This window comes from Microbacterium sp. GW823-FHT02G05 (genome assembly GCF_058797175.1).
Map to the genome: position 1 here is coordinate 288,038 of NZ_JBXAJK010000001.1, position 12,799 is coordinate 300,836.

General features: G+C 68.3%; 11 protein-coding genes. 6 read left to right on the forward strand and 5 right to left on the reverse strand.

What is annotated here, in order from left to right; all coding sequences use genetic code 11:
* Nucleotides 1–115: 115 nt before the first annotated feature.
* Nucleotides 116–1,732, forward strand: coding sequence for a glycoside hydrolase family 16 protein (locus tag AC1REM_RS01390; RefSeq protein ID WP_492512962.1), 1,617 nt, complete (start codon nt 116–118; stop codon nt 1,730–1,732).
* A 22-nt stretch (nt 1,733–1,754) separates the two neighbouring features.
* Here the strand turns inward: AC1REM_RS01390 and AC1REM_RS01395 are convergent, their stop codons facing one another.
* From AC1REM_RS01395 to AC1REM_RS01405, 3 genes are all read right to left on the reverse strand, one after another.
* Entirely contained in the window at nt 1,755–2,678 is a 924-nt protein-coding gene (locus AC1REM_RS01395) for a YveK family protein (RefSeq protein ID WP_492512963.1), read from the reverse strand.
* Between the two features lie 106 nt (nt 2,679–2,784).
* The gene (locus tag AC1REM_RS01400) at nt 2,785–4,110 is read right to left on the reverse strand and encodes a phenylacetate--CoA ligase family protein (protein ID WP_492512964.1); all 1,326 of its coding nucleotides are present in this window, start codon (nt 4,108–4,110) and stop codon (nt 2,785–2,787) included.
* Between the two features lie 75 nt (nt 4,111–4,185).
* Nucleotides 4,186–5,358: a glycosyltransferase gene (locus AC1REM_RS01405; RefSeq protein ID WP_492512965.1), complete on the reverse strand. Its 1,173-nt coding sequence runs from the start codon at nt 5,356–5,358 to the stop codon at nt 4,186–4,188.
* Nucleotides 5,359–5,553: 195 nt separating this feature from the next.
* On the opposite strand from AC1REM_RS01405, the gene AC1REM_RS01410 reads away from it, so the two are divergent.
* From AC1REM_RS01410 to AC1REM_RS01425, 4 genes are all read left to right on the forward strand, one after another.
* Nucleotides 5,554–6,009: an FAD synthase family protein gene (locus AC1REM_RS01410; protein ID WP_492512966.1), complete on the forward strand. Its 456-nt coding sequence runs from the start codon at nt 5,554–5,556 to the stop codon at nt 6,007–6,009.
* A gap of 65 nt (nt 6,010–6,074) precedes the next feature.
* A complete protein-coding gene (locus AC1REM_RS01415) occupies nt 6,075–6,338 on the forward strand; it encodes a glutaredoxin family protein (protein WP_492512967.1) in 264 nt (87 codons plus the stop codon).
* Nucleotides 6,339–6,462: 124 nt separating this feature from the next.
* Nucleotides 6,463–7,893 carry an MFS transporter gene (locus tag AC1REM_RS01420; RefSeq protein ID WP_492512968.1) on the forward strand — a complete coding sequence of 477 codons (1,431 nt, stop codon included), beginning with the start codon at nt 6,463–6,465 and terminating at the stop codon, nt 7,891–7,893.
* Nucleotides 7,894–7,985: 92 nt separating this feature from the next.
* Nucleotides 7,986–9,707 carry an aldehyde dehydrogenase family protein gene (locus tag AC1REM_RS01425; protein ID WP_492512969.1) on the forward strand — a complete coding sequence of 574 codons (1,722 nt, stop codon included), beginning with the start codon at nt 7,986–7,988 and terminating at the stop codon, nt 9,705–9,707.
* Nucleotides 9,708–9,768: 61 nt separating this feature from the next.
* Here AC1REM_RS01425 and pip read toward each other — a convergent pair whose 3' ends face one another.
* Nucleotides 9,769–10,734 carry a prolyl aminopeptidase gene (pip, locus tag AC1REM_RS01430; RefSeq protein ID WP_492512970.1) on the reverse strand — a complete coding sequence of 322 codons (966 nt, stop codon included), beginning with the start codon at nt 10,732–10,734 and terminating at the stop codon, nt 9,769–9,771.
* A gap of 150 nt (nt 10,735–10,884) precedes the next feature.
* Nucleotides 10,885–11,751: a KPN_02809 family neutral zinc metallopeptidase gene (gene ypfJ / locus AC1REM_RS01435; RefSeq protein WP_492512971.1), complete on the reverse strand. Its 867-nt coding sequence runs from the start codon at nt 11,749–11,751 to the stop codon at nt 10,885–10,887.
* A 56-nt stretch (nt 11,752–11,807) separates the two neighbouring features.
* Here ypfJ and AC1REM_RS01440 point away from each other — a divergent pair, with 56 nt between their 5' ends.
* Nucleotides 11,808–12,797 carry a malate dehydrogenase gene (locus AC1REM_RS01440; protein WP_492512972.1) on the forward strand — a complete coding sequence of 330 codons (990 nt, stop codon included), beginning with the start codon at nt 11,808–11,810 and terminating at the stop codon, nt 12,795–12,797.
* The last annotated feature ends 2 nt before the right edge of the window (nt 12,798–12,799 follow it).

Below are 12,799 nucleotides of genomic sequence, written 5' to 3' on the forward strand. Positions count from 1 at the left end.
CTGGGTGCTGTTAACCCAGACCAGGGTGCCGCGAGGGGAATCGTCAGGCATCCGCGAGCCCGACGCCTGCTCCCCACGGCGAAGAGTGACGCTCTTCCCGGCAGACGTCCGCACAATGATCCCCATAACAACTCCATTCCCCCTTCGTCCCCGACTTCTCCTCGCGCCGCTTGCGATCATCGCCGTGTTCCTCGGCATCTTCGTCGCCGCGCCCGCCGCTGAGGCGGCATCGACCGTCACCAAGTCCACGAGCTCCGTGATCAAGCGCGAAGCATCCGGATGGTCGTATTACCGCGCGACCGCCGCCCCGGCCACGACGTGGAAGACCGACACGACCGACACGGGCTGGCGCACCGGCAATGCTCCCTTCGGCGTCGGCACGACGGGCCTCACAGCCGGCACGACCCTCCCGACGATCAGCGGCACGCAGCCGCTCGCGTCCTACTACCGCAAGACGTTCACGCTGACCAAGGACCTCCCCGAGTACGCCTGGCTGAACACCTGGGCGGACGACGGCATCGTCGTATGGGTCAACGGCACCGAAGTGGGCCGCAAGAACGCACCGGCCGGCACCATCACCGACAAGAGCTACGCGACCGCGGCGCCGTCGACCAAGAAGGCGCGCTCGGAACCGGTCACGTTCACCGTGCCTGCGAAGCTGCTCAAGGAGGGCGCCAACACGATCGCCGTGCAGGTGCTCGCGAACTACCGCAAGACCCCGAACGTGAGCTTCGACGCCCACTTCGTTCGCGAGGACCACACCTCGACAGAGACGACGCCCCCGGTCGCGCCCACGACGCCGCCGACGACCCCGACGACTCCGCCGACCACACCCACGACACCGCCGACCACCCCGACGACACCGCCGACCGCCCCGGACGCGGGAGACAAGGTCGAAGGATGGGGCACGCCCACCTGGCGCGACGAGTTCGACTACGTCGACCCGGCGACCGGCGCTCCCGCCGTCGACCCGAGCAAGTGGAACGTCCGCGGTCGTGACGATCTCGGCCTGCTGTTCGACGCCGCTGTTCCGGACCGCGGTCAGGTGACCGTCGATGGCGCGGACGTGCTGCACATCCGCGGCGACTGGCTCGACCAGCCCGTCGTCCGCCCCTCGAACCAGACCGGCCCGCGCGAGCTGTGGCACAAGACCGGCTACCTCGACCAGCGCAAGCTGCAGTCCGACGATGTCTCGATGGCGCAGCAGTACGGTCGCTGGGAGATCCGCGCGAAGACCCCGAGCGGCCCGAACACCTTCGGTTCGCTGGCGGCGTTCTGGCTGCGCAACAGCCAGTCGGGTGAGATCGACATCATGGAAGCCTGGGGCTACGACGACGCCGCAGTGCGCGATCAGCGCATCGACACCGCGACGACCACGATCCACACCCACACCGCCGACCCGGCCGCGAACCAGCGGTACATCTGGCACCACCAGGACTTCGGCGGCCCGACGCCCGTGTGGGACGACTTCCACACCTACGCGTTCGAGTTCACCCCGAGCTATGCGGCCGTGATCGTGGACGGCAAGGAGATGCTGCGCGCGACGCCGGCATCGCACCCGAACCTGTGGAAGCAGGAGTTCTTCGGTTCGCCGCTGCACATGCGACTGAACCTGCACATCGGCCCGTCCGAGAAGTACTGGGGTCTCCCGGACCCGAACAACAAGGCGGCGACGCAGAACCTGGACTTCCAGGTCGACTACGTGCGCACCTGGGCCTACACGGGCTCCTGATCACGTCCGGCCCAAGCGTCGCCTAACGGCGGCGCTTGGGCCGACGGCGTGAGGCCGCGATCGGGCCCGACGCCACGAGTCTTCCCGAGTCCGGCTCGACGAGCGTGTCGTCATCGTCCAGCACGACGGGAGGCGAATCGGCCGGCACCTGCGGCTCCACAACCTCATTCTCGTCGAACTCCTGCTCCACCTGGCGACGGTAGGAATGGCCCGGTGCGTTGCGCACCCGCGACGTGATGAGTGCGGCAATCGATCCGAGCAGCAGTCCGAGGAAGAGCCCCGCAGCCACGAACACATAGATCGACGGTCGATTCGACTCCCGCGGCGGCTCCGCCTCCGTCACGAGCGTTCCCGGATAGAAGGGCGTCGCCGCGATCCGCGCCTGCTGATCCAGCAGCGCCTGGACCTGCAGCTGCGTGGCCGCCCGCTCGTTGCTGCCCTCGGCCTGCGTCGCGAGTAGTTCCTGTAGCTGAGTGATCGACTTCGTCAGCTCCGCCGTCGTCTGATCCACGACCGCGCGCGCGTTCTCGGTGCGCTGCTCGCCGTAGGCCGTCGCGAGGGCGTTCGCGCGCCCGGCCGCAAGCTCGGCGGAGTTCGCGGTGACCTGGAAGATGAGAACCTGCGAATTGCGCGGCACCTCGATCACGGTGTTCGCACGGAGCGCCTCGACGGAGGTGTCATCCAGCGACTCGACTGCCCGCGTGAGAACGCTCGTCGAAGTGGCGATGACTTTCTCGGTCTCCATGTTGACCGTGTTGAAGCTCGATCCGGAGGAGAGCACGCTGATCGGCTCGACGGTGTGCTGGGCGGCCGCGGTGTATTTCTGCGGATAGATCAGAAAGATCGCGGCGCCCGCTGCGGACAACACGACGATCGTCCCCACGAGCACGAACCACGACTTTGTGATTCCTCGATACAGGTCTTCCAACGTCCAGTGCGTTGCCACTCGTTGTCCCCCCAGCTCTACCCAATGCCGGCCTCCCCACGCTGGGTGCGCTCATCCTATAAGCCGACCCTTCAGACAAACCGAGAAATCTCGGGCGATTCCGGCTCTATGTCTCTGCCTCGGAGATGACCAGGCGCGCCTTGCCTCCGCTGCCGTCCACCGCCGTGACCGCTGCGGCGACCACCTCGACCTCGTTCGCGAGGAATCCCGCCACGGTATGGCAGACGCTCTGCGCTGCCTGCGCGGCAGCGGCAGCATCCGAGCCGACCACGTAGCGGATGCTGACGCGATAGTCCGCCGCCTGGTGCACTTGGAACTGTCGAACGACCCCCGGCCAGGCGTTGAAGAGCCCGCCGAGACCGCCCGAGACGGTGCGTCCGGAGGGCGCGCGCAGCACATCGGCGATGCGCCCATCAATCGGCGCGATACGCGCGAGTGTGCGTCCGCAGGCGCACGCGCCCGGCAGCACGGCGGTGCGATCTCCGATCGCGTAGCGCACGAGGGGGAACACCCGGTTGTCGAAGTCGCTCACCAGCACGGAGCCGACTTCACCTGCGGCCGCCGGGAAACCGTCGTCGTCGACGATGTCGACCCGGCGCCGGTCGGAGAGCACGTGCAGGCCGTCGTGCGCGTCGCATTCCGCCGCGATCCACGGCACCTCCGCGCTGCGGTAGGTGTCGAAGACGGGCGCGCCGAGCGCGGACTCGATGCGCGCACGCTGGCCCGGATGCAGCATGGAAGCCGTGACCGAGATCGCGGCGAGCCCGCGCAGCCCTCTGCCCTGTTCTGCCACATGCGCCGCGTATTCGGCCACGCCCTCCACGTAGCCCACGAGGAGACGGGGGCGCACCCGCGCCATCTCGCGATCGAACGCGGCGATGGTGTCCGCCGTCGCGCCCCGTGCATCGAGGAGGATGTGGCGCGTCGGCCACCATTCCGCGTCGTAGCGCAGCTTCTTCGCACAGTTACGACTCTGGCGATAGATGAAGGCGGCGTCATCGGCGGGATGCACGCCCCACCAGGAGTACACGCGCCACCACAGAGCCGCCGTCGGGGCTCTGCGATCGTTGTAGACCAGCAGCGGTCGACCCGTGCTGCCCCCGGTGCGGGAGGGCAGTCGATCTCGCGCCGCGGATGTCGATGAGATCAGGGCGTCGCCGGCGTCCTGCAGCATCGGCTTGGTGAGCGCCGGTAGGGCAGCGAAGTTCTCGGACTGGGCGACATCGGCCTCAGAGAAGCCGGCCGACGAGTAGTGCTCGCGGTAGAACGCCGTCGTCCGGAACGCATGCAGCGCAAGTTCCGCGCTGCGGGCGGCGGCGAGCGCAGCAGCATCCGCCGCAGTCCGCCGCTCGTCCTGCAGCATCTGCGCGAGCGCGCGACGATCCGCTCGCATGAACAGGCGAGCCTTCGCGTCGAAAACGGCTCTCTTCACAGCTCCCCACAAGCTCCGGCCCCCTGCCGATTGCCTCCATGCTAGAGCGCTGGCCGTCATTCCGGCAGGGTGCGTTCAGAGTTCGCCGGGCTTCATCGCCTCCGCATCGATCGCACGGATGATGCGCTGCGTGGCCGTGTCGGTGGGCACCTCTGCGGGCTCGTCCGCGACTCGACGTCGCGGCGCGTACACGACGAGGGAGTGGAAGAGGAAACGGGCGAAGAATGCGACGACGAGCGAGATCGCCGCGGCGAAGATCGCGGAGAAGTGCCAGGTCTCCACCATGAAGGCCAGCAGCGGGATGCGCAGCGCCGCCTCGATGTTGTTGAAGGTGAACGACGAGAGGAACCGGACGCCGAGGCCCGATGCCCCGCGGCGCATGTCGGCGAAGACGAAACGCTCCTGCAGCACGAAGTTGCCGATGATGGTGGCTTCGGCACCGATGATCGCGGCCCACACGTAGTCGACGCCCAGAGAGATGAGCGCCCACATGATGCCGAGGTTGGCGACCGCGCCGATCGCGCCGATGACCGCGAACAGCGACATCTTGCCGAAGCGCAGCCGCGTGAGGTGGGCAATGAACGTCGCTCCCTGGCGCAACGACGCCTTCGAGGTGCCGTGGCGGCGCTCGCTGAATTCCATGGGGACCTCTGCGATGCGCACATCCGACCGGGCGAGGATCTCCAGCAGGATCTTGAACCCCTGCGGCCTCAGGGCGTCGAGGTCGATGCGTCGCCGGTCGACGAGGAAGAAGCCCGTCATCGGGTCGGTGCTGCGCGCCAGACGGACGGGGAACATCGCGCGGGTGAGCCAGGTCGATGCCCGCGAGACCCCGAGCCGGACCGCCGTGCCCAGCCCTCGGGAATCGCCCCCGCCCACGTAGCGCGATGCGGCGACGACATCCGCGCCACCCTCGCGATACCGGGCGATGAGCTCGGGCAGGAGCTCCGGCGGATGCTGCAGGTCGCCGTCCATCACGATGCAGACGTCGCCGTGCGCTTCGCGCAAACCCAGAACGACCGCACCGCCCAGTCCTCCCGTGTTGCGCTCGCGATGGATCACGCGCACCGGCAGCGGTGCATCTGCGGCGACGCGTGCCACTTCGGCGGCGGTGTCGTCACTGCTGTCGTCGATGAACAGGATCTCTGCGTCGAGGCCCTCGAGTGCGCGGGCAGCGCGACTGACGAGCTCGGCGACGTTGTCGCGTTCGTTGAACGTCGGCACGAGCACTGTGAAGTCGCGGGTCACGACGTTCTCCTTCTGCGGCACGGACGTTGCGGTCTCTATCGTTTCATGTGCGGCTGTGCTCAGCGTGCGCGCGTCGGGATCTGTGAGATTCGCCCTGTTCAGAAGGCAGTCCACCGCCTAGACTGGGCACACGGCTGTGGGAGCCGTACGGGTGGCTGGGGAGTCGCCCTTTCTGGGGATCGATCTGGGGAGATCATGACGACGCGTATCGGCTACGCCACGGGAGCATTCGACCTCTTTCACGTGGGCCATCTGAACATCCTTCGTCACGCGAAAGAGCAGTGCGACTATCTGATCGCCGGCATCGTGAGCGATGAGATGCTGCGTCAGGTGAAGGGCATCGAACCTGTCGTGCCGACGCTCGAGCGCGCCGAGATCGTGCGGCACATCTCGTTCGTCGATGAGGTGTACATCGAGACTGCGCCCGACAAGATGGACGCCTGGCGCGATCTGCACTTCACGCACTTCTTCAAGGGGGACGACTGGCGCGGCACCGAGAAGGGCCTGCGGCTCGAACGGGAGTTCGGCACCGTCGGCGTCGAGGTCGTGTACTTCCCGTACACCGCGCACACGTCCAGCACGTCGCTGCGGCAGGCACTCGACCTCATCACGCAGGGCGCTTCGGCTCCAGGCGCGCTCGCGCTGGGCTGACCGGCCACTGCATCGATCCGAGGCATTCGGCGCCCGTCCAGACGAGCGCCAGTACCCTAGGGGGTATGACTGCACCTGCCTCTGACACCATCACCATGTTCGGCGCGGACTGGTGCCGCGACTGCATTCGCACGAAGAAGCAGCTCGATGAGCTCGGCGTCGCGTACACCTACATCGACCTGGTCGAGACGCCGGATGCCGCCGATGTCGCGAAGGACATCTCGGGCCGCACGAACATCCCGGTCGTCGTCTACCCGGATGCATCGCACCACGTCGAGCCCTCCAACGCCGACGTCGAGTCGAAGCTGCGCGAGCTCGCTCTGATCTGAGACCTCCCCACGACGCGCCGTATCGCCGAGGGCGCGCTCTGCCGACGCAGGTAGGGCGCGCCCTCGGCGCGTCTGCGCGTCGTCGACCTCCCCACGCCCGCTCCGGCGCCGATATGCTGACGCGATGAGCAACGTCGCTCGCACTCGAGCCCCTTCGCGCCTGCCCGCCCGCACCGTCGCCCGCTACGCCGCGGGCTCGCTCGGAACGGGCGGATACGCCACACTTCCCGGCCTCGTCCTCACCTACTTCCTCACCGACAACCTCGGCGTCGCGGCACTCCTCGCGGGTGTCATCGTCACGGCGGCGAAGGTGTGGGACGTCATCATCGATCCGCTCATCGGCGCCGCATCGGATCGGCAGCTCGCCCGCACCGGCTCACGGCGCGGCCTCATGCTCGTCGGCGGATTCACGCTCCCGCTGTTCTTCGCCCTCACCTTCGCGGTTCCGCCGGTGTTCGGCCCCGTCGCCGGCGCGATCTGCGTGCTGCTCGCGTTCCTCGCGACAGCGACCGCGTTCAGCCTGTTCCAGGTTCCGTACGTCGCGCTTCCTGCCGAGCTCACCTCCAGCTATGACGAGCGCACGCGCCTTCTGAGTTGGCGCGTCATCGTGCTGACCGCGGCGATCCTCCTCTTCGGCGCGGGCGGTCCCGAGCTGCGCGCGCTGACCGGCGATCCGGTGACCGGCTATCTGCTGATGGGCGTCGTCGCCGGGATCACGATCGGGATCGGCATGCTCATCGCGTCGCGGACGGCGGATGCTGCGGCGCAGCGCGTCGCCGCGACGACTGCGCCCTCCGATACGGCGGCAGCCCTGACATCCGCTCCCGCGGGGATCCGCGTGCAGTACGCAGCGGGCATCGACGTCCTGCGGCGCAGCGCTCCCTTCCGCGCCCTGCTGGCGACGTTCCTCCTGCAGGCGCTCGCGACGGGCACGATGCTCGCCGGCGCACAGTACGTCGCCACCTGGGTGCTGCGTTCGGAGGGCGCCGTGACGTTCCTGTTCCTCGCGCTCGTGGGCCCGGCGCTCGTGGCGACGCCGCTCTGGCAGCGACTCTCGCTGCGCATCGGAAAGGAGCGCGCGTTCGGATTCGCGACCGTGCTGTTCCTCATCGCGGCATTCACGATCACCGGTGCCATCTGGGCACCGGGCGCATGGGTCTACGCATCCGTCGCCGTCGCGGGCATCGCCTACGCGGGCCTGCAGGCGCTGCCGATGGCGATGCTGCCGGATGTCATCTCGCACGACGAGCGGGTCAGCGGCCGAGGCCACGCCGGCACCTTCACGGGTGTCTGGACCGCCGGCGAGACGATCGGCTTCGCGCTGGGCGCGTCGACTGTCGCACTCGTCCTTGCCGCGACGGGCTACGTGTCCCGGGTCGCCACGGAGACGGTCACGCAGCCGGAGGCCGCGATCACGGGCATCGTCGTCTGCTTCAGCATCCTGCCCGCGCTTCTGCTGCTCCTGAGCCTCATGACTTTGGCCCGGTACCGACTCCGTCGCAGCGACATCGACGGTGACGCAGAGGTCGACACGGACGCCCGCACGGCGGGCTGAGCACGTCTCCGGCCTGCACCCGGATGCCGGGCGTAGGCTGGGGGTCCCGCGCGGTCGTCGCCGACCCGCACTCTTCGCCGAAGGAGACGCCGATGCCCGCCGCCGTTGCCGATGACACCCGACAGGCGATCGAAACCGCGATCGAAGAACTTCACGGCGGTGCACGTTCGTGGGCGCTGCTGACACTGGGCCAGCGCATCACGCTGCTGCGCTCGGTCCGTCGTGCCGTCGCAGCGAACGCGCGAGCCTGGGCGCAGACGGCCGCGGAGTCGAAGGGGCTGTCGGCGCAGCATCCGCTGCGGGGTGAGGAGTGGCTGAGCGGCCCCTACGGGACGCTCGGTGCGATCGACGCGTACATCGACACGCTCTCGAAGCTCGCGGCGGGACGCACTCCGCTGGAGGGCGTGACGGTGTCCCGTGCACCCGGCGACCGCACCCGCGTGCACGCGTTCCCGCTGACCGGAATCGACCGCTTCCTCCTGTCGGGCTTCTCAGGCGAGGTGTGGCTCGAGCCGGGCATCACCCCCGGCACAGCGCGGGCGAAAGCCGGTCTCGCGCAGCGCACACCGGGAGTCTCCGGCGGGATCGGCCTCGTCCTGGGCGCGGGCAATGTCACCTCGATCCCGGTGCTCGACGTGCTGTACGAACTTCTCGCGCACAACCGTGTCGCCCTGCTCAAGGTCAATCCGACGCAGGATGCGATGGTGCCGATCTACGAGCGGGCGTTCGCTCCGCTGATCGGAGCCGGATTCCTGCGGATCGTCAAGGGCGCGGGCGACGTCGGCGCCTATCTGACCGCGCATGACGCTTTCGCGCACGTGCACATCACGGGCTCGGCGCCCACGTTCGACGCCATCGTGTGGGGCACGGGCAAGGACGCCACGCGTCGCCGCAAAGAGGAGCATCCGCAGCTGACGACCCCCATCACCGCGGAGCTCGGTGGTGTCTCTCCGATCATCGTCGTGCCTGGCGAGTGGAGCGAGGCCGATCTGCGGTTCCAGGCCGAGCACATCGTCACGATGCGCCTGCAGAACTGCGGACACAACTGCATCGCCGGACAGGTCGTGATCCTGTCATCCGAGTGGCCGCAGGCGGATCAGTTCCGCCGTGCGCTGCGTCGTGCCTATGCCCTGGCTCCCGAGCGCCCCATCTGGTATCCGCGTTCCGAGGAGCGGATGCAGCAGGCTACCGAGTCCTATCCGGATGCGCTCGTGCTCGCCGACCGCCTGCTCATCGAGATCGGTCCGGATGACGACCCCACGGCGCTGGAGCAGACCGAGTACTTCGCCCCCGTTCTGGGAGTGGTCGAACTGCCCGGCACGGGTCGCACCTTCCTCGATGCCGCGGTCGCGCACGCGAATGAGAAGCTGCAGGGCACACTCGGGGCGAATCTGCTGATCGATCCCGTCACGGAAAAGGCCCTCGGGGCGGACTTCGAGCGTGCGATCTCCGACCTCCGCTACGGCGCGATCGCGATCAACACCTGGACGGCCTTCGCCTTCCTCACCCCGACTCTCACCTGGGGGGCGTACCCCGGTGGGACGATCGAGGACGTCGGCAGCGGCATCGGAGTCGTGCACAACGCGCTGCTCCTCGATGGCGTCGAGCGCTCGGTCGCCCGAGGGCCTTTCCGTCCGCTCCCTCGCGCGCTGGGCTTCTGGCGTGACGGCGGACGTTTCACGATCCTGCCGAAGCCGCCGTGGTTCGTGACGGCGCGCACCGGCGCCGAGGTCAGTGAGGGTCTGACGAGATTCCGCGCGCGCGGCGGGGTGCTGTCGCTGGCACGCACGCTGCTGCAGGCGCTGCGCGCGTAGTTCAGGGAGCGATGTTCACCCTCGAATCGCGTGAAACAGGGTGAACATCGCTCCCTGAAAGTCAGTTCGCGGCGAAGCCGTCCGTCGCGGCGCGCAGGGCGCGCTGGATTCCCGGCTCGGATGCCGCGTGCCCGGCGTCGTCGACGACGACGAACTCGGCCTCCGGCCACGCACGGTGCAGATCCCATGCGGTCATCATGGGCGTGCAGAGGTCGTAGCGCCCCTGAACGATGACCGCCGGAATGTGGCGGATCGCGTCGACGCCGGCGATGAGCTGCCCCTCCTGCAGCCAGCCGCCGTTCACGAAGTAGTGGTTCTCGATGCGCGCGAAGGCGGTCGCGATCTCCGCTTCGCTCATCTCCTCGACCTTTGCGGGCTCCGGCAGGAGCGTCACGGCCGCCGCTTCCCAGCGGCTCCACGCGATCGCCGCGGGCACATGCACCGCAGGATCAGCGTCGAACAGGCGTCGGTGGTAGGCCTCGATCATCCGGGGGCGCTCCAGCGGCGGGATCTGCTCGACGAACTCCTCCCAGCGATCGGGAAGGAGGGCTGCGGCCCCGCCCTCGTAGAACCATTCGAGCTCGAAGCGGCGCAGGGTGAAGATGCCGCGGAGCACAAGCTCGGACACTGCCGTCGGATGCGCCTGCGCGTATGCCAGCGCGAGGGTGCTGCCCCACGATCCGCCGAACACCTGCCACTGGCTGATGCCGAGGTTCTTGCGCAGCAGCTCCATGTCGGCGACGAGGTGCCACGTCGTGTTGAAGCGCATGTCGGCGTCGGGTTCGCTTGCGTGGGGTGTGCTCTGGCCGCAGCCCCGCTGATCGAACAGCACGATGCGGTACTTCTCGGGATCGAAGAAACGCCGCTGCCACGCCGACGTGCCTCCGCCGGGACCGCCGTGCACGAAGACCACCGGCTTGCCGTCGGGGTTTCCGCTGACCTCCCAGTAGATGCGGTTGCCGTCGCCGACCAGCAGATGGCCGGCCTCGTCGGGCTCGATCTCCGGATAGAGCGCGTCAAAGTTCATGAGGACCCCTCAGTCCGAGGCGTTTGGGGTTGATCCCGGGCGCCCGCTGCAAAACCCGCAGATGCGGACGTCCTTCCACGCTAACTCACAGGTTCGCGTGGGCGGGAGCGTTCTCTGCGCGGGTCGAGAATTACCTCTGGAGGCAGACTTTCAGAGGTCGTCGGTGGCGAAGGCGTCGCACTGACCGAGGCCGTACTTGTATCCCGTCGCGAACCAGCGGGCGCGCTGCTCGCTCGTGCCGTGCGTGAAGCTCTCCGGGTTGACGAATCCCGACTGCTGCTGGATGTGGTCATCGCCGACGACCATCGCCGCGTTGATCGCATCTTTGAGCTGCTGCTCGGTCGGCGCCTCCAGGTACCGCTGACCGTTGGCATCCTCCTGCTCGGTCATCGCTCCCACCCACGCACCCGCGTAGCAGTCGGCCTGAAGCTCCATGCGCACGCCGTTACTCTCGGGGCCCGTGCCGTTGTTCGGGTACGCCTCCATGGTTCCCATCAGGTTCTGCACGTGGTGCCCGTATTCGTGCGCCAGGATGTACAGCTGCGAGAGGTTGCCGGCGGATGCTCCGAACTGCTGACGCAGGATCTGGAAGAACGTCGGATCGAGGTAGACACCCTGCTCCGGCGGGCAGTAGAAGGGGCCCACGGCGTTCGAGGCCGTGCCGCACTGCGTGGGTGTCGAGCCGTCGACGATCGTGAGCGACGGCTTCACGTAGCCATTGAGGTTCTCGTCCCAGAACTGGTCGAGGGCGAGAGATGCTGCGGCGATGCGGCAGTCGTCGTTCTCGTTGGCATCCTGCCCGGTCTCGCAGTTCTCGATGACTGTGCCCTGCGATGAGCCGGTCGCCCCGCCCGGGGCACCGCCGCCGAGGAGTCCCGTCAGGTCGACACCGGTGAAGGCGCTGATGAGCATGACGGCGATCGCACCGATGCCGATGCCGCCGCCGGCGATCGCCGCGGTGCGCCCACGACGACGGGCCGTGTTGTTGCTCACATCGGCGTTCGGGTTGAAGGTCATGCCCCGAGATTACTCCTGTCTGGCACGACTTTCGGGGCGGGCGTAGGCTCGAGCATATGACGACCACGGTCACGATCACCGGCGCCGGAGGCCAGATCGGCTACGCGCTTCTGTTCCGTATCGCCGCAGGCGACATGCTCGGGCCCGATGAGCCCGTGCGTCTGCGCCTGCTCGAGACCCCGCAGGGGATGGCGGCCGCAGAGGGCGCCGCCCTCGAGCTTCAGGATGCGGCCTTCGAGCTGCTGGAGGGCATCGAGATCACCGATGACGCGACGGTCGGATTCGACGGTGCCGACCATGCTCTGCTCGTCGGTGCGCGCCCGCGCGGACCTGGCATGGAACGCGGCGACCTCCTCGCCGCCAACGGTGGCATCTTCGGCCCGCAGGGCGCCGCGATCGCCGCATCCGCCGCCCCCGGCATCCGCGTCACGGTCGTCGGCAACCCGGCGAACACCAACGCCCTGATCGCGGCGGCAGCCGCTGAGGGCGTTCCCGCCGAGCGCTTCACAGCCCTCACCCGGCTGGACGAGAACCGCGCCCGCGGGCTCCTCGCCCAGACGCTCGGCGTTCCCGTGCGCAGTATCCACCGCCTTCCCATCTGGGGAAACCACTCGGCCACGCAGTTCCCCGACATCACCTACACGACCGTCGACGGCCGCCCGGTCCTCGACCTTCTTGCCGCGCAGGTCGGTGACGTGCGCTCGTGGTTGGAGGAGACCTTCATCCCGCGGGTGGCCACGCGCGGGGCCGAGATCATCCGCGTGCGCGGCTCGTCGTCTGTGGCGTCCGCCGCGAGTGCGACGATCGATCACGTCCGCGACTGGGTGCACGGCACGGTCGACTGGACCAGCGCCGCCGTCGTCTCGCACGGCGAGTACGGCGTCCCGGAGGGCCTCATCTCCTCGTTCCCGGTGCGCGCGATCGATGGCGAGTGGCGGATCGTCGAGGGCCTGAAGCCGGATGCCTGGGCGCAGGCGCGCATCGACGCATCCGTCGCGGAACTCGTCGCGGAACGCGATGCGGTGCGCGCACTCGGACTCGTCTGAGA